We start from the raw sequence: 16,499 nt of genomic DNA, 5'->3' as shown, positions 1-16,499 counted from the left end.
ACATGTCCGAACCGACCGGTGCCGCCCGCCGTCGCGGGCCCTTCAAGGTCGGGGACCAGGTTCAGCTGACCGACCCCAAGGGCCGCCACTACACGTTCACGCTCGAAGCCGGGAAGAACTTCCACACCCACAAGGGTTCCTTCCCGCACGACGAACTGATCGGTGCTCCCGAGGGCAGCGTTGTCCGCACCACCGGGAACGTCGCCTACCTCGCGCTGCGCCCCCTGCTCCCCGACTACGTCCTGTCCATGCCCCGCGGCGCCGCCGTGGTCTACCCCAAGGACGCGGGGCAGATCCTGGCCTTCGCCGACATCTTCCCCGGCGCACGCGTCGTAGAGGCCGGCGTCGGCTCCGGCTCGCTCAGCAGCTTCCTGCTGCGCGCCATCGGCGACCAGGGCATGCTGCACAGCTACGAACGCCGCGAGGACTTCGCCGACATCGCCCGGCAGAACGTGGAGCGCTACTTCGGCGCCCCCCACCCCGCCTGGCAGCTCACCGTCGGTGACCTCCAGGACAACCTGTCCGACGCCGACGTCGACCGCGTCATCCTCGACATGCTCGCCCCGTGGGAGTGCCTGGAGGCCGTCTCCAAGGCCCTCGTGCCCGGCGGCATCCTGTGCTGCTACGTGGCCACCACCACGCAGCTCGCCCGGACCGTCGAGTCCATCCGGGAGATCGGCTGCTTCAACGAGCCGACCTCCTGGGAGTCGATGATCCGCAACTGGCACGTCGAGGGCCTGGCCGTCCGCCCGGACCACCGGATGATCGGCCACACCGGCTTCCTCCTCACCGCCCGCCGCCTCGCCGACGGCGTCGAACCCCCCATGCGCCGCCGCCGCCCCGCCAAGGGCGCCTACGGCGAGGACTACTCCGGCCCCAACGCCGACGGCGGCGCCACCCGCTGAGGCGGCCCGCAAGAGAGACAACGCACCAACACCCTGGACAACGCACAATCACCCTGGCCCAGTTCCCACGACACCCCGGGAACTGGGCCACGCCGTACCGGTGTTGACACGGCACCAGAATCCGTAACACCCCGGCGGGCCGAACCCCACCCCGCCGTTCCCCCCGGACTGTGACGTGTGGCACCATGCAGGCCACCCCCACCGGCACAGCCCTCAGGAGACGCTCCTAGTGCAGCAATCCGCCGTCCCGGAACTGGCAGCCACCCACACCCGACCGATCCACTGGGTCGCCACCGCGACGGCGGTCGCCGGCGTGGTGGCCCTCTCTTCGGTCCTACAACCCAACCCGGCCACCGCGGCCCAGGCAGCCGGCCCCCAGACCAGAACCGCCCCCTCCGGCATCACGCCCCCCGACCCCGCGGACGCCGACTTCCCGATCGAATGCGGACCGGTCAAGGCAATCGTGGTGAAAAAGGCTCACGAAGACCTTGACGGCGACGGCAGGCCGGAAACGGTCGCCGTGGTGCACTGCGACGCCCCCATGGGCACCCCGCCCGACGGCGTGTATGTACTCACCCGGTCCACGGACACCGGCAAACCCCGAGTGGTCGCCACCCTGGTCGACCCCAAGGACCGGCAGACCGTCACCGACTTCGCCCTGCGGGACCACGCCGTCGTCGCCACGCTCCTCGGCTACTCCACCGCCGACGTGCCCAGTTGCTGCCCGGACGTGAAGGACAGCGCGAAGTGGCAGTGGAAGAACGGCGCGTTCGTCCGCTCGACACCCGCCGGCTCACACACCGTCTGACCCGTGACACCAGCACATGTGAGAAATCAGACAGCGATCACAACAGGTGTCAGTACGGTCACTCCGCGTCGGGCCCGTACACCTCGACCAGGTCCGAAACCCGACGCACATGGATGCAGGCGCCCGGGCACTCCTTCGCGGAGTCCACGACATCCGTGAGAAGCGGCAACGGTACGGGCGTTGTGGCACCCCTGTCCTGCAACAGCTCCTCGCCCGTACCCTTGACATAGGCCAGTCCGTCGATGTCCAGCTCGAACACCTCCGGCGCGTACTGGGCACAGATGCCGTCACCGGTACAGAGATCCTGATCGATCCAGACCTCCAGCCCTTCGACACCGGCCCCGGCCTCCTGATGCACGTCCATCTCTCCTTGCCGTTTCTGTGCCGACCCGACCGGGAATCCGGCCAGCTCTGACGGGTGTTGAACACTTCGACCCTACCTCCGTCGGCTTCCCAACCATGTTCGGTGGGTATTCCCCTGGCGTGAGGGAGAGCGCAAGGGTGAAGATCGGACACACCCCGACCGTCTTTGTGATCTAGGGGTTTCAATCGACACCCACCCAGGTAGGGTCTGGAAGCGTCCAGCTCCCCTTGGAGGAGGTGAGGACCGTGGCAGCCCACGACGACGACATGAACCGCGGCATCCGCCCGGGACGAGGGTCCGAAGACCCCGCCGGGCAGATTGCCTACCTTGAGCAGGAGATCGCCGTCCTGCGACGCAAGCTCGCCGACTCTCCGCGACACACGAGGATTCTCGAAGAGCGGATCGTCGAACTGCAGACCAACCTGGCCGGCGTGTCCGCCCAGAACGAGCGACTCGCGAACACGCTCCGTGAGGCCCGCGACCAGATCGTGGCCCTCAAGGAAGAAGTCGACCGGCTCGCACAGCCGCCGGCCGGCTTCGGTGTCTTCCTCGTGGCGAACGAGGACGGCACGGCCGACATCTTCACCGGCGGCCGCAAACTCCGGGTGAACGTCAGCCCAAGCGTGGAACTCGACGACCTCCGGCGCGGCCAGGAGGTGATGCTCAACGAAGCACTCAACGTGGTCGAGGCCATGGAGTACGAGAGCGTCGGCGACATCGTCACCCTCAAGGAGATCCTCGAGGACGGCGAGCGAGCCCTCGTGGTCGGGCACACCGACGAGGAACGGGTGGTACGGCTCGCCGAGCCGCTGATGGACGTCACCATCCGTCCCGGAGACGCCCTGCTGCTCGAACCCCGCTCCGGCTATGTGTACGAGGTCGTACCGAAGAGCGAGGTCGAGGAACTCGTCCTCGAAGAGGTCCCGGACATCGGCTACGAGCAGATCGGCGGCCTCGGCGGCCAGATCGAGGCCATCCGCGACGCCGTCGAGCTCCCGTACCTCTACCCCGACCTGTTCAAGGAGCACGAACTGCGGCCGCCCAAGGGCGTCCTGCTGTACGGGCCCCCTGGCTGCGGCAAGACGCTCATCGCCAAGGCCGTCGCCAACTCGCTGGCCAAGAAGGTCGCCGAGGTGACCGGACAGGCCACGGGCAAGAGCTTCTTCCTCAACATCAAGGGCCCCGAGCTCCTGAACAAGTACGTCGGCGAGACCGAGCGGCAGATCCGCCTCGTCTTCCAGCGTGCTCGAGAGAAGGCCAGCGAGGGCACCCCCGTCATCGTCTTCTTCGACGAGATGGAATCCCTCTTCCGCACCCGAGGCTCGGGTGTCAGCTCGGACGTGGAGAACACCATCGTCCCGCAGCTGCTCGCCGAGATCGACGGCGTGGAGGGCCTGCAGAACGTGGTCGTGATCGGCGCCTCCAACCGCGAGGACATGATCGACCCCGCCATCCTGCGGCCCGGCCGACTCGACGTGAAGATCAAGATCGAACGTCCGGACGCCGAAGCGGCCAAGGACATCTTCGGCAAGTACCTCACCGAGCGCCTCCCGCTGCACTCCGACGACGTCGGCGAGCACGGCGGCAGCAAGGCGACCACCGTCGGAAGCATGATCCAGACGGCAGTCGAACACATGTATGCCGAATCCGAGGAAAACCGCTTCCTGGAAGTCACCTACGCCAATGGCGACAAGGAAGTCCTCTACTTCAAGGACTTCAACTCCGGCGCCATGATCGAGAACATCGTGGGCCGCGCCAAGAAAATGGCGATCAAGGACTTCCTCGAGCACAGTCAGAAGGGTCTCCGCGTCTCCCATCTCCTCCAGGCCTGCGTGGACGAGTTCAAGGAGAACGAGGACCTGCCGAACACCACCAACCCGGACGACTGGGCCCGCATCTCCGGGAAGAAGGGCGAACGGATCGTCTACATCCGTACCCTCATCACCGGAAAGCAGGGCGCGGACACCGGACGCTCCATCGACACGGTGGCGAACACCGGTCAGTACCTGTAAAACACAGGGCGGCTGCGGGTGCCCTCACCGGGTACCCGCAGCCGACTGTTTTCCAGGCGACGGCCGTGACAAGAGGCGTGCAAGGCAATGACGCAAATGATCTCCCCACCAGCGCAGAGGCGTTCTAGGCTCTTCGGTACCGCCGAGTCGCGCAGTGCGGGGACGGGCACCGCACACGCACCGGAGCGCCAGCGGTACGTGAGCGGCGTCCCCGACCGAGGACGCCGCCGGGCAAGGAGGGCCGCATGACCGTACGGCGAGTAATGGGCATCGAGACGGAGTACGGGATCTCCGTCCCCGGCCACCCCAACGCCAATGCCATGCTCACCTCATCCCAGATCGTCAACGCCTACGCGGCGGCGATGCACCGGGCCCGACGGGCCCGCTGGGACTTCGAGGAAGAGAACCCGCTACGGGACGCGCGAGGCTTCGACCTCGCCCGCGAGTCCGCCGACTCCAGCCAGCTCACCGACGAGGACATCGGCCTCGCCAACGTGATCCTCACCAACGGCGCGCGGCTCTACGTCGACCACGCGCACCCCGAATACAGCTCCCCCGAGGTCACCAACCCCCGGGACGCCGTCCTCTGGGACAAGGCCGGCGAACGCATCATGGCCGAGGCCGCGGAACGGGCCGCGCAGCTCCCGGGCGCCCAGCCGATCCACCTCTACAAGAACAACACCGACAACAAGGGCGCCTCCTACGGCACGCACGAGAACTACCTGATGAAGCGGGAAACCCCCTTCTCGGACATCGTGCGCCACCTCACGCCGTTCTTCGTCTCCCGTCAGGTCTTCGCCGGAGCGGGCCGCGTCGGCATCGGCCAGGACGGACACGAGCACGGCTTCCAGCTCAGTCAGCGCGCCGACTACTTCGAGGTCGAGGTGGGCCTGGAAACCACCCTCAAGCGCCCCATCATCAACACCCGGGACGAACCGCACGCCGACGCCGAGAAACACCGCCGCCTCCACGTGATCATCGGCGACGCGAACCTCTCGGAGATCTCCACCTATCTGAAACTGGGCACGACAGCGCTCGTGCTGTCCATGATCGAGGACGGCTTCATCGCCGTCGACCTGGCCGTGGACCAGCCCGTCCGCACGCTCCACCAGGTCTCCCACGACCCGACACTCAAGCGCCTGGTCACACTCCGCAGCGGCCGGACACTCACCGCGGTCCAGCTGCAGATGGAGTACTTCGAACTGTCACGCAAGTACGTGGAGGAGCGGTTCGGCGCGGACGCCGACGACCAGACCAAGGACGTGCTGGCCCGCTGGGAGGACACCCTCAACCGCCTGGAGAACGACCCGATGAGCCTGGCCGGCGAACTGGACTGGGTCGCCAAGCGGGAACTCATGGAGGGCTACCGACGCCGGGACGACCTCGACTGGGACGCCGCCCGGCTCCACCTGGTGGACCTCCAGTACGCCGACGTACGCCCCGACAAGGGCCTCTACAACCGGCTGGCGGCCCGTGGCCGGATGAAGCGCCTGCTGGACGACAACGAGGTCGAGCGGGCCCGCACGAAGCCGCCGGAGGACACCCGCGCGTACTTCCGTGGACGCTGCCTGGAGCAGTACGCGGACGACGTGGCGGCGGCCTCCTGGGACTCGGTGATCTTCGACCTGCCGGGGCGGGACTCGCTCCAGCGGGTCCCAACCCTGGAACCGCTTCGCGGAACGCGTAATCACGTCAAGGAGCTCCTGGACCGCTGTCGTACGGCGGAAGACCTGGTCAGGGTGCTGTCGGGCGGCTGAGGGGGTACTCGGGGCCGACGCGGCCCACAGGGTGGAATGCTCGGCGTCCGGGAATCATCGAGGTGGTCCCCGAACGTTGAGGAAACTGCGGGGCCGATGTCGGACCCTGCTTGTAGGGTCTGATCAAGAACGTCGAACCGAGCGGGGTGAGGGTTATGGCGACCAAGGACACCGGCGGCGGACAGCAGAAGGCGACGCGCAACACCGAGGAGGTCGAGGAGGCGCCCGAGGCGCAGGCATCCGAAGATCTCAAGGAGCGCCAGGAGAAGCTGAGCGACGACGTGGACTCCGTCCTGGACGAAATCGATGATGTGCTCGAGGAGAATGCCGAGGACTTCGTTCGAAGTTTCGTTCAGAAGGGCGGCGAGTAGCCTTCGAATCGAAGGCCTCGGGGATTCTCGAGTTGGCAAGCGAAGACGGTGTGAAGTGCTGCTCGCGGTGCAAGGAGTCGAAGCCACGGGCAGCCTTCGCCAGTAACAAGACGGCCCGGGATGGATTGCAGGCCTACTGCCGGGAGTGCTGGGCCGCCTATCACCAGGCCCGGCAACTGGCGAAGGGCAGGAACGTGCGGCCGCGCGTGGAGACGCCTGAGGGGCACAAGTTCTGCCGGAGCTGTGAGGAGATCAAGCCGCACAGCGAGTGGCACCGCAATGCAACGGCGTCTGACGGCCTCTCGACGAGCTGCAAGGCCTGTCGGGCAAGGAAAGGGCGCGTAGGACACCTGAAGCGCCACTACGGCATCACCGAAGCCGAGCGTGACGAGATGGTCGCCTCTCAAATGGGGCTCTGCGTGATCTGCCTGAAAGCTCCCGCCGTACATGTGGATCACTGCCATAAGACGGGTAGGGTCCGAGGCGTACTGTGCTTCAACTGCAATTCGGCCATCGGCAAGTTGGGAGACGACCCCGACGCCGTCCGTCGGGCCGCCGCTTACTTGGAAGGAATCGCGTGGAAGCCAACACTCGTAGCACCGGGCGTCTACCAGCTGCCTTCCTGACGCCTGGGTCGTCCTCCTTCATGGACTTCCTGTCGGAGCACCAGCCGGCGATCCTGCCCGGCAACCGGCAGCTGCCGCCCACCCAGGGTGTGATCGAGGCGCCGCACGGCACCACGATCGTGGGCGCGACGTTCCCGGGTGGTGTCGTGCTCGCCGGTGACCGTCGCGCCACGATGGGCAATGTCATCGCGCAGCGGGACATCGAGAAGGTGTTCCCGGCCGACGAGTACTCGGCTGTCGGTATCGCCGGCACCGCGGGTCTGGCCGTCGAGATGGTGAAGCTGTTCCAGCTGGAGCTGGAGCACTTCGAGAAGGTCGAGGGGGCGCAGTTGTCCCTGGAGGGCAAGGCGAACCGGCTGTCGACCATGATCCGCTCCAACCTCGGCATGGCCATGCAGGGTCTGGCCGTGGTCCCGTTGTTCGCCGGGTTCGATGTGGACCGGGACAAGGGCCGTATCTTCTCGTACGACGTGACCGGTGGTCGTTCGGAGGAGCACAACTTCGCCGCGACCGGTTCAGGGTCGATCTTCGCGCGGGGTGCCATGAAGAAGCTCTACCGTGACGACCTGAGCGAGGCCGAGGCCACGACTCTTGTGGTGCAGGCTCTGTATGACGCGGCAGACGACGACTCGGCGACCGGTGGTCCCGATGTCGCTCGCCGGATCTACCCGATCGTCACTGTGATCACTGAGGACGGCTTCCGTCGGCTTGCCGATGACGAGTCCTCCGAGATCGCCCGTTCGATCCTGCAGCGGCGGCTGGAGCAGCCCGACGGTCCGCGCGCCGCGCTTTTGTAGTCGGCGGGTTCGGTTTTCTTGCCAGGTGGTCCAGTGACTTCGACAGAAAGGGACGGATAACCGGTGTCGACGCCGTTCTATGTCTCCCCCCAGCAGGCGATGGCCGACCGGGCGGAGTACGCCCGTAAGGGCATCGCTCGTGGTCGCAGCCTCGTCGTGCTGCAGTATGCCGACGGCATTGTGTTCGTCGGTGAGAACCCGTCCCGTGCGCTGCACAAGTTCAGTGAGATCTATGACCGGATCGGTTTCGCGGCCGCCGGCAAGTACAACGAGTACGAGAATCTGCGGATCGGTGGTGTGCGTTACGCGGATCTGCGTGGTTACACCTATGACCGGGACGATGTGACCGCTCGTGGTCTGGCGAACGTCTATGCCCAGACGCTGGGCACGATCTTCTCCAGTGCGGCCGAGAAGCCGTACGAGGTGGAGTTGGTGGTCGCCGAGGTCGGGGAGACGCCGGAGGGTGACCAGATCTATCGGTTGCCGCATGACGGTTCGATCGTGGACGAGCATGGTTCGGTCGCTGTCGGCGGTAATGCCGAGCAGATCAGTGGTTATCTGGACCAGCGTCATCAGGACGGTATGAGTCTGGCGGGGGCGCTCGAGCTCGCTGTGCAGGCGTTGTCCCGCGATACGAACGGCAGTGAGCGGGAGATTCCCGCGGAGCGTCTGGAGGTCGCGGTGCTGGACCGTACGCGGCCGCAGAAGCGTAAGTTCAAGCGGATCGTCGGCCGTCAGCTCGGTCGGTTGCTGGAGGCGGGTGGGGCGACCACGGAGGCGGAGAGCTCCGAGGAGGAGTGACGTCTCGCGTCTCGTCTGTTGGACGTCTTGTGTGCCCCGGTCGACCACTCGGCCGGGGCACAGGTCGTTTCAGGAGGCCCTGGGGGGTGCTGTGGAGCCCCGGACGACCAGCTCGACGGGAATGTCCCCTGCGTCCGGTGTACGGCCCTCCAGGACCGCCAGGAGGGCCCGCATTCCGCGTTCGCCGAAGAGCTCGGAGTCGAGGCGTACGGTCGTGAGCTCGGGGTCGATGGCGGTGGCGAGGGCGAGGTCGTCGAGGCCGGTGACGGAGATGTCGTCGGGGATGCGCAGGCCGAGGCGGCGCAGGGCCTTGTAGGCGCCGGCGGCGAGTTTGTCGTCGTCGCAGACCACGGCGGTGGGCGGGGGGCCGGGGGCGGAGAGCGCGGTCTGGGTGGCGGCCGTGGCGTCTTCGATGGACAGGGGTGCGCGGATCGTGCGGACGGTGGTGCCGGGGACCGTGGCGGTGCGGGTGGCGAGTTCGCGGGCGCGGATCTCGAAGGTCCAGGAGGGCACGTCCGCCGCGAGGTGGAGGAAGTGGCGGTGGCCCAGGTCCAGGAGGTGTTCGGTGACCTGTCGTACTCCGTCGGTGATGTCGAGGTTGACGGTGGCGGCGCCGAGGCTTCCGGAGGGGTCGCTGTCCAGCATCACGAGGGGGAGTTGGTCGCCGCGGATGGCGGTGAGGGCGTCGGCGGCCATGGAGGAGGCGATGACGCCGTCGAGGGCGGCCTGGGCGGAGGCGAAGGGGTCGCGGGCGGGGCCGATGCCTTCGGGGGAGGGGTACAGGACGACGCCGAAGCCGTGTTCGGCGGCGACGCGGGCGGCGCCCGTGTAGACGCCGGCGAAGAACTCGGTGGTGAGGGCGGGTACCACGAGGAGGACGGTGCGGGTGCGGCCGAGGCGGAGGTTGCGGGCTGCCAGGTTGGGCCGGTAGCCGAGTTCGCGTGCGGCTTCGCGGACGCGTTCGGCGGTGGTCTCCGATACTCGGCCGCGCCATTTGTCGCCGAGGACCAGGGAGACCGCGGCCTGGGAGACGCCGGCGGCCTGGGCGACGTCTCGGCTGGTGGGGCGGGTGCTGCCTCGGGCCACCGGCTGCCTGCGCTTTCGTCTGGACGGGTGAACAGCGCACATGGTACGTATGACCGGGGACGTTATACGTAAAACCCCATGCGTCACCGGCGCACCGGGCGAACAAAGGGTGGGACATGGCCGCGGGATACCTGGACCTCCTCAGGGCGAGGCATGCCGTCCGGCTGCTCGTCGGGACGCTGGTGGGGCGGTTGCCGAACGCCACCGCCGCGATCGCGATCATGCTGTTCGTGCGTGCGGAGGGCGGTTCGTACACCCTGGCCGGCGGACTGGTGGCCGCGTACGGTGTGGCCAACGCCGTGGGGCAGCCGGTGCTGGGGCGGCTGGTGGACCTGCACGGCCAGCCGCGTGTCCAGCTCTCGGCGGCGATCCTGTCGGGCCTGGCGATGGCCGTCTTCGCCGTCTCGGGTATCGGGCCGCTGCCGCTCGCCTATGCCGCGGTGGCCGCCGCCGGGCTCTTCACGCCGCCTCTGGAGGGCGGCCTGCGGGCGCTGTGGCCCTCCGTCCTCGGCAGGGAGGACAAGGTGCACACGGCGTACGCCATGGACGCCATAGCGCAGGAGGTGATGTTCACCGTCGGGCCGCTGCTCGTCACGCTGTGTGTGTCGCTGTGGTCGGAAATGGCGGCGCTGCTCGCCCTGAACGTCGTCGGGGTGCTGGGCGCGCTCTCCGTGGTCGTGTCGCCGCCCTCGCGCGCGTGGCGTTCGGCGCCGCGCGAGGCGCACTGGCTCGGTGCGTTGCGCTCGAGCGGACTGCTCGCCCTGCTCGGTGCGCTTCTGTTCGTCGGTATCGCGCTCGGTTCCATCACGGTGGCGGGGGTGTCGTACGCGGACGACCACGGCGGTGGCGCGGTGTACGGCTGGCTGATGGCGGGCATCGGGCTGGGTGCGCTGATCGGCGGTCTGTTCTACGGGGCGCGGCGGTGGACCGGTGAGCCGGCGCGGCGACTGCGGGCCCTCGTGGCGTTTCTGGCGGTGTGTTATCTGCCGCTGACGCTGATGCCGGGTGTGGTCGCGATGACGTTGCTGACGGTCCTTGCCGGTGTCTTTCTGGCGCCTGTCATCGCGTGTGCCTTCGTGTTGGTCGACCGGCATGCTCCGCGGGGGACGGTCACCGAGGCGTTCTCCTGGCTTGTGACGACGTTCACCGTGGGTACGTCCGTCGGGACGGGGCTTGCGGGGCCGGTCGTCGAGGCGGGCGGGGGCGCTGTGGGGTTTCGCCGTGCCGGGTGCGGCGGGGGCCGTGTCGCTGGTGGTTCTGCTGGCCACGGGGAGGGTACTCGCAGGTGTTGGTGCGGGCGCGGTGGTTGCGTCTTCACCGGAAAATGATCCAAACCGTGCTGCCGAACCCCGTTTCAGCTCGGGGGATCGGGCGTAATGTTCACTCATGGACCGCCGCATTTTCGGGCTGGAGAACGAGTACGGCGTCACGTGTACGTTCAGGGGACAGCGACGCCTGTCTCCCGACGAGGTGGCGCGGTACCTCTTCCGCCGTGTCGTGTCATGGGGCCGTAGCAGCAATGTCTTTCTGCGAAACGGCGCCCGCCTCTATCTCGATGTCGGGTCACATCCGGAATACGCGACACCCGAATGTGACAACGTGACCGAACTGGTCACGCACGACAAAGCGGGCGAGCGCATTCTCGAAGGACTCCTGGTGGACGCCGAACGACGCCTGCACGAGGAGGGAATCGCGGGCGACGTCTACCTCTTCAAGAACAACACAGACTCTGCGGGCAACTCGTACGGATGCCACGAGAACTATCTGGTGGCGCGGCATGGCGAGTTCTCCCGACTCGCGGACATTCTCATTCCGTTCCTCGTCACCCGTCAGCTTCTGTGCGGGGCGGGCAAGGTGCTGCAGACCCCGCGTGGCGCGGTGTACTGCGTCAGCCAGCGGGCTGAGCACATCTGGGAGGGTGTCTCCTCGGCGACAACCCGTTCCCGGCCGATCATCAACACCCGCGACGAACCGCACGCGGACGCCGAGCGCTATCGGCGTCTGCATGTCATCGTGGGCGACTCGAACATGTCCGAGACGACGATGCTGCTGAAGGTCGGCGCCACCGACCTGGTGCTGCGCATGATCGAGGCGGGCACCGTGATGCGGGACCTGACCCTGGAGAACCCGATCCGGGCGATCCGCGAGGTCAGTCACGACATCACCGGGCGGCGCAAGGTGCGTCTGGCGAGCGGCCGGGAGGCCTCCGCGCTGGACGTGCAGCGTGAGTACTACGAGAAGGCCGTGGACTTCTGTGAGCGCCGCGGTATCCGCACCGGCACCGTCGAGCAGGTCCTGGAGTTGTGGGGCCGCACGCTGGACTCGATCGAGGCCGAGGACCTCGACCGGATCGGCACCGAGATCGACTGGGTCATGAAGTACAAGCTCATCGAGCGGTACCGGGCCAAGCACAACATGACCATGTCCCACCCGCGGGTCGCGCAGATAGACCTCGCGTACCACGACATCCATCGTCGTCGTGGCCTGTACTACCTGTTGGAGAAGAAGGGGCAAGCCGCCAGGATCTGCAACGACTTGAAGATCTTCGAGGGCAAGTCGGTTCCGCCGCAGACCACTCGGGCGCGGCTGCGTGGCGACTTCATCCGGCGGGCGCAGGAACAGCGCCGTGACTTCACGGTCGACTGGGTGCACCTCAAGCTCAACGACCAGGCGCAGCGCACCGTGTTGTGCAAGGACCCGTTCCGTTCGGTGGACGACAGGGTGGAGAAGCTCATCGCCGGAATGTGAGCAGCGCGTTCCGGAGTATCACGCGGAACGCAACACGGGCGCCGTACGTTTCGCGTACGGCGCCCTTCTCACGTCGTAGAGTTGCGCGCACTCCATCAACAAGATCGACCGATTACGAGGCCCCCACTGTGCGCCGACGCTCACTGCTCATCGCCGTACCCACCGGACTGGTCACGCTCGCCGCATGCAGCGACGACAAGTCCGACACGAGTAAGGCGAGCGACAGCGCGTCGCCTGCGGCGTCGGAGTCGGCCTCGGCTTCGGCCGCGCCCCCGCCCAAGATCGTCGACGGGCCGTTGCCGGCGATCACCAAGGGCACCAAGTTCGGTGAGAAGCCGACCGTCGCCAAGGGCAGCGGCGACCCGTCGAAGCAGCTGGCGGTGAAGACGGTCGTCGCGGGTGGCGGGAAGGCCGTTGCGGAGGGCGACTTCATCCTGGCGAACTACCTGGGGCAGCTCTGGGACACCGCGAAGGTCCTCGACAACTCCTACGACCGTAAGGCGCCGTTGCTGACCCAGATCGCCCAGGGCAGCACCATGGAGGGCTGGCGGTACGCGTTGACGGGCAAGAAGACCGGCAGCCGGGTGGAGTTCTCGGTGCCGCCGACCTGGGGGTTCGGGAAGACGGGTAACGCGCAGGTGGGTGTCAAGGGCACCGACACGCTGGTGTTCGTGTTCGACATCGAGGACACGTTCGGCGCCAAGAGTTCCGCCAAGGGCAAGGACGTGGCCCAGGACGACGCCGACCTGCCGAAGGTGGGGACCAACACCGACGGCAAGGCGCCCTCGATCGACGTCCCCAAGGCCGACGCGCCGACGAAGCTGGTGGCGAACTACGTCATCGAGGGTGACGGCGACAAGCTGGGCGCGCAGGACACCGTGCTGGTGCAGTACAAGGGCGTGATCTGGGAGACCGGCAAGGAGTTCGACTCGACGTACAGCAGCGGCAAGCTGACGTCGTTCTCGCTCCAGCAGGTCGTCAAGGGGTGGGCGCAGGGCCTGACCGGCAAGAAGGTCGGCAGCCGCGTCCTGATCGTCATCCCGCCGAAGCTGGGCTACGCGGACAGCCCGCCGGCGGGCAGCGGTATCGAGAAGGACTCCACGCTGGTCTTCTCGGTCGACATCCTGGCCAAGATGTAGTCGACGTCCTGGCCGGGCTGTAACCGCGCCGAGATGCAAGACTGTGTTTGTTGCCTTTCCGTACACAAGCAGGAGCTAGAGACGTGAGCATCGACAAGCCCGAGATCGACTTCCCGGGCGGCGAGCCCCCGGCGGACCTGGAGATCAAGGAGATCTGGGAGGGTGACGGCGCGGTGGCGCAGGCGGGCCAGACCGTCACCGTCCACTACGTGGGTGTCTCCTTCAGCACGGGCGAGGAATTCGACGCCAGCTGGAACCGTGGTGCGCCGTTCCGTTTCCCGCTGGGCGGCGGCAGGGTCATCCAGGGCTGGGACCAGGGTGTGCAGGGCATGAAGGTCGGCGGTCGCCGTCAGCTGACCATTCCGGCGCACCTCGCCTACGGCAACCAGAGCCCGAGCCCGGCGATCAAGCCCGGCGAGACGCTGATCTTCGTGGTCGACCTCCTCGGGGTCTGATCGTCGTACGACCGGTCTCGACCACCTGGGGCCCATGCCTGTCCGGGCATGGGCCCTCGGCTTTTGCCGCGCCACTGCGGGGCGGTACGGTCATCGTCCGTAAGCACCATAGGGAGGCGAAGGGCGTCGATGGCCATTGCCAAGGCCGAGCGGCTGATGAACCTGGCGCTGTGTCTGCTCGGGACCCGGCGGCCGCTCAGCAAGCGCGAGCTGCGTGAGTCCATCGAGGCCTACCTCGAAGCGGGGTCCGACGACTCCTTCAACCGGATGTTCGAGCGCGACAAGGACGATCTGCGCGAACTCGGTCTGGTCATCGAAACGGTCGAGAACCTCGACGGTGAGGTCGGCTACCTGGCCCGTCGTGACAGCAACCGCCTCCCGCCCATCACCCTCGACGCCGAGGAGGCCGCGGCCCTGGGCCTGGCGGCCAAGGTGTGGCAGCAGGCCCGGTTGGCCGGCGCGGCCAGCGGCGCCCTGCAGAAGCTGCGCGCGGCGGGCCTTCCGGAGGACGTCGACCCGTATGAGGCGCACAGCGCGCTGGAGCCCCGGATCCCGGTGCACGAGGCCGCGTTCGAACCGTTGATGCTCGCCTGCCGCGACCGGCGTCCGGTGATGTTCGACTACCGCAAGGCCAACGCCGCCCATCCCGAACCCCGCCATGTCGAGCCGTGGGCGCTGGAGTGCTGGCGCGGCCACTGGTACCTGGCCGGCTTCGACCGTGACCGGGGCGCCGAGCGGGTCTTCAGGCTGTCCCGGATCACCGGCCGGGTGCGCTCCCGGGGTACGAGCTTCACCGCCCCGGTGCCGGACGTCGTCACCGTGCGCGAGACCGTCGCGAGCTGGGCGGGGGAGAACGCCGAACGCTCCGCGCTGATCCGGCTGCGAACCGGCGCGGGGTACCCGCTGCGGGCCAGGGCCACCTCCGTGCGGGAACTGGGCGACGGCTGGGACGAGTTGGAGATCCCGTACGGTCATGGCCTGGACGCCTGGCTGGTGGAGTTCGGGCCGGACGTGATGGTCCTGGAGCCCGCCGAGCTGCGGGCCGATGTGGTGGACCGGCTGCGCGCCGTGGCCAAGGGCTGAGGGGGACGTAAGAACGTGGTGGGAAAACCGGCCAGGCCCGGCAACGCCATCGACCAGACCCGGCGGATGCTGTCCCTGGTGACGTATCTGAGGGAGCGGCCCGGGGCCCGGGTCGAGGACGTGGCCCGTGCCTTCGGGATCACCGAGGACGAACTGGTCTCCGACCTCGACATCCTGCCCATGTGCGGCACCAGTTTCCGGGGCGGTGACCTGCTTGACATCGACACCGACGGTGAGCGGATCTGGTGGCACAATCCCGCCGCTCTCGGGGCGGAGGCGGCCGAGCCGCTGAGGCTCGCCGCCGACGAGGCGACCGCGCTGCTGGTCGCCGCCCGCGCGGTGTCCACGCTGCCGGGCCTGCGGGAGAGCGACCGGCAGGCGCTGCTGCGTGCGACCGCCAAGGTGGAGGCCGCGGCCGGTGAGCAGGCGGGCGCCAGCTCCCGGCTGTCCGTCACCTTCGAGGCCGAGGGCGGGGTCTTCGCGGACGTCGACCGGGCGATCTCCGAGCGGCGCCGCCTGTGGATCCGCTACTACTCGCCCGCCCGTGACGAGGTCACCGAGCGCGAGATCGACCCGATCCGGCTGGTCAGTGTCGGGCACACCTATGTGGAGGCCTGGTGCCGGCGCTCCGAGGCGCGCCGCACCTTCCGGCTCGACCGGGTCGCCGAGATCAAGATCCTCGACGAGCCGTCCGCCCCGCCCGAGATCGAGCTGCGGGACCTGTCCGAGGCGCTGGTGCAGCCGGCCGCGGAGGACCCGGAGGTCGTCGTCGAGGTCGGCCCGGGCGGCCGCTGGGTGGCCGAGTACTACCCGCACGACAGTGCGGATGAGCTTGCGGACGGTGGGCTGCGTATCACCCTGCGGACCCCGGATCCGACGTCCCTCAGGCGGCTGGCGCTGCGCCTCGGGCGCGACGGCCGGATCGTCTCGCCGCGTGACCTCGCCGACAGCGCCCGCGAGGCGGCCCGCGGGGCGTTGGCGGCGTACGACGGGGCCGAGGCGCACGGGATGGATGACGGGCAGTACGACCGGCGGAAGTGAGCCGCGGGGCGTGCCGGTTTCGCGGGGAGACCGCTTGGCGGCTCGACGGGCTGAGCACGCTCTCCCTCCGCGGAACCGGTTGTGGCGCCCCGGTGGCGAACGCCCAGAAGAAGAGGAGCAGGGGCTTTGAGCGAGTCGTCGACGTCCGGTGCGGAAATGACGGTGGCCTCCGCGTTCGCCGGGATGAGAAGCGTGACGCCGGTGACGTTCAAGGCGGGCTGCCCGGACTGCCGGGGTCGCTTCGAGCTCGCCGCGAGCGCCCTGCGCCTGGCCATCGGTGCCAGCAGCCGCACCACGTTCTACTCCTTCACCTGCCCCGAGTGCGGTGCCTCGGTCCGTAAGCCCGCCGGCGAGCGGATCGTGGAGCTCCTCACCGGGGGCGGGGTCAGCACGCTGCGGCTGCAATCCCCGTAGGGCCTGTCGTTTGGATCACGCCGCAGACGCGGGGTGTGGCACGCACATCTGCCGCGTTGTCGTCGGTTGCCGACTCCCCCACTCTCGGCTTC

General features: G+C 68.0%; 16 protein-coding genes and 1 pseudogene. 15 read left to right on the top strand and 2 right to left on the bottom strand.

Going from position 1 to position 16,499, the window contains the following annotated elements:
- Window positions 1–2 precede the first annotated feature (2 nt).
- On the top strand, window positions 3–905 hold the full coding sequence (locus AB0H86_RS42895) for a tRNA (adenine-N1)-methyltransferase (RefSeq protein WP_362451578.1): 903 nt from the start codon (window positions 3–5) through the stop codon (window positions 903–905).
- Between the two features lie 229 nt (window positions 906–1,134).
- On the top strand, window positions 1,135–1,713 hold the full coding sequence (locus tag AB0H86_RS42890; RefSeq protein WP_362451577.1) for a hypothetical protein: 579 nt from the start codon (window positions 1,135–1,137) through the stop codon (window positions 1,711–1,713).
- Between the two features lie 58 nt (window positions 1,714–1,771).
- Here AB0H86_RS42890 and AB0H86_RS42885 read toward each other — a convergent pair whose 3' ends face one another.
- Window positions 1,772–2,077 carry a ferredoxin gene (locus tag AB0H86_RS42885; protein WP_362451575.1) on the bottom strand — a complete coding sequence of 102 codons (306 nt, stop codon included), beginning with the start codon at window positions 2,075–2,077 and terminating at the stop codon, window positions 1,772–1,774.
- A gap of 245 nt (window positions 2,078–2,322) precedes the next feature.
- Between AB0H86_RS42885 and arc the strand changes: the two genes are divergently transcribed.
- From arc to prcA, 6 genes are all read left to right on the top strand, one after another.
- Window positions 2,323–4,089 (top strand): proteasome ATPase, encoded by a 1,767-nt coding sequence (gene arc / locus AB0H86_RS42880; RefSeq protein WP_362451573.1) that lies wholly within the window; start codon window positions 2,323–2,325, stop codon window positions 4,087–4,089.
- A 245-nt stretch (window positions 4,090–4,334) separates the two neighbouring features.
- The gene (dop, locus tag AB0H86_RS42875; RefSeq protein ID WP_362451571.1) at window positions 4,335–5,846 is read left to right on the top strand and encodes a depupylase/deamidase Dop; all 1,512 of its coding nucleotides are present in this window, start codon (window positions 4,335–4,337) and stop codon (window positions 5,844–5,846) included.
- A gap of 155 nt (window positions 5,847–6,001) precedes the next feature.
- A complete protein-coding gene (locus AB0H86_RS42870) occupies window positions 6,002–6,217 on the top strand; it encodes a ubiquitin-like protein Pup (RefSeq protein ID WP_030932625.1) in 216 nt (71 codons plus the stop codon).
- A 32-nt stretch (window positions 6,218–6,249) separates the two neighbouring features.
- Window positions 6,250–6,843, top strand: coding sequence for an endonuclease VII domain-containing protein (locus AB0H86_RS42865; RefSeq protein WP_362451569.1), 594 nt, complete (start codon window positions 6,250–6,252; stop codon window positions 6,841–6,843).
- Window positions 6,795–7,640, top strand: a complete 846-nt coding sequence (gene prcB / locus AB0H86_RS42860) for a proteasome subunit beta (protein ID WP_362451567.1) — start codon at window positions 6,795–6,797, stop codon at window positions 7,638–7,640. Before AB0H86_RS42865 ends, prcB begins: the two co-directional genes overlap by 49 nt.
- 63 nt (window positions 7,641–7,703) lie before the next feature.
- Complete coding sequence (gene prcA, locus AB0H86_RS42855; protein WP_356771717.1) at window positions 7,704–8,441, top strand: proteasome subunit alpha; 738 nt, start codon at window positions 7,704–7,706, stop codon at window positions 8,439–8,441.
- 69 nt (window positions 8,442–8,510) lie between these two features.
- On the opposite strand, the gene AB0H86_RS42850 is transcribed toward prcA, so the two are convergent.
- The gene (locus AB0H86_RS42850; protein WP_362451565.1) at window positions 8,511–9,527 is read right to left on the bottom strand and encodes a LacI family DNA-binding transcriptional regulator; all 1,017 of its coding nucleotides are present in this window, start codon (window positions 9,525–9,527) and stop codon (window positions 8,511–8,513) included.
- Window positions 9,528–9,643: 116 nt separating this feature from the next.
- Between AB0H86_RS42850 and AB0H86_RS42845 the strand changes: the two are divergent.
- The 7 genes and pseudogenes from AB0H86_RS42845 to AB0H86_RS42815 all read left to right on the top strand — a co-directional run bounded on the left by AB0H86_RS42845 (window position 9,644) and on the right by AB0H86_RS42815 (window position 16,407).
- Window positions 9,644–10,904 (top strand): annotated as a pseudogene (locus tag AB0H86_RS42845) (MFS transporter).
- Window positions 10,905–10,913: 9 nt separating this feature from the next.
- Entirely contained in the window at window positions 10,914–12,275 is a 1,362-nt protein-coding gene (gene pafA, locus AB0H86_RS42840; protein WP_362451563.1) for a Pup--protein ligase, read from the top strand.
- Between the two features lie 128 nt (window positions 12,276–12,403).
- Window positions 12,404–13,414, top strand: coding sequence for an FKBP-type peptidyl-prolyl cis-trans isomerase (locus AB0H86_RS42835; RefSeq protein ID WP_362451561.1), 1,011 nt, complete (start codon window positions 12,404–12,406; stop codon window positions 13,412–13,414).
- Window positions 13,415–13,497: 83 nt separating this feature from the next.
- A complete protein-coding gene (locus AB0H86_RS42830; protein ID WP_362451559.1) occupies window positions 13,498–13,869 on the top strand; it encodes an FKBP-type peptidyl-prolyl cis-trans isomerase in 372 nt (123 codons plus the stop codon).
- A 129-nt stretch (window positions 13,870–13,998) separates the two neighbouring features.
- Window positions 13,999–14,952, top strand: a complete 954-nt coding sequence (locus AB0H86_RS42825) for a WYL domain-containing protein (protein ID WP_362451557.1) — start codon at window positions 13,999–14,001, stop codon at window positions 14,950–14,952.
- A 15-nt stretch (window positions 14,953–14,967) separates the two neighbouring features.
- Window positions 14,968–15,993 carry a WYL domain-containing protein gene (locus AB0H86_RS42820; protein WP_362451556.1) on the top strand — a complete coding sequence of 342 codons (1,026 nt, stop codon included), beginning with the start codon at window positions 14,968–14,970 and terminating at the stop codon, window positions 15,991–15,993.
- A gap of 156 nt (window positions 15,994–16,149) precedes the next feature.
- A complete protein-coding gene (locus AB0H86_RS42815; RefSeq protein WP_362451622.1) occupies window positions 16,150–16,407 on the top strand; it encodes a hypothetical protein in 258 nt (85 codons plus the stop codon).
- Window positions 16,408–16,499: the final 92 nt, after the last annotated feature.

Source organism: Streptomyces sp. NPDC050997 (assembly GCF_040660135.1).
Taxonomy (GTDB): domain Bacteria; phylum Actinomycetota; class Actinomycetes; order Streptomycetales; family Streptomycetaceae; genus Streptomyces.
The sequence above is the reverse complement of the archived record's forward strand: the minus strand, read 5'-3'. Positions and strand labels throughout refer to the sequence as shown.

Excerpts from the sequence above, each read along its gene's own strand:
- AB0H86_RS42895 (WP_362451578.1), top strand. The coding sequence starts at position 3 with ATGTCCGAACCGACCGGTGCCGCCCGCCGTCGCGGGCCCTTCAAGGTC.
- AB0H86_RS42885 (WP_362451575.1), bottom strand. The coding sequence starts at position 2,077 with ATGGACGTGCATCAGGAGGCCGGGGCCGGTGTCGAAGGGCTGGAGGTC.
- dop (WP_362451571.1), top strand. The coding sequence starts at position 4,335 with ATGACCGTACGGCGAGTAATGGGCATCGAGACGGAGTACGGGATCTCC.
- AB0H86_RS42870 (WP_030932625.1), top strand. The coding sequence starts at position 6,002 with ATGGCGACCAAGGACACCGGCGGCGGACAGCAGAAGGCGACGCGCAAC.
- pafA (WP_362451563.1), top strand. The coding sequence starts at position 10,914 with ATGGACCGCCGCATTTTCGGGCTGGAGAACGAGTACGGCGTCACGTGT.
- AB0H86_RS42825 (WP_362451557.1), top strand. The coding sequence starts at position 13,999 with ATGGCCATTGCCAAGGCCGAGCGGCTGATGAACCTGGCGCTGTGTCTG.
- AB0H86_RS42815 (WP_362451622.1), top strand. The coding sequence starts at position 16,150 with ATGACGGTGGCCTCCGCGTTCGCCGGGATGAGAAGCGTGACGCCGGTG.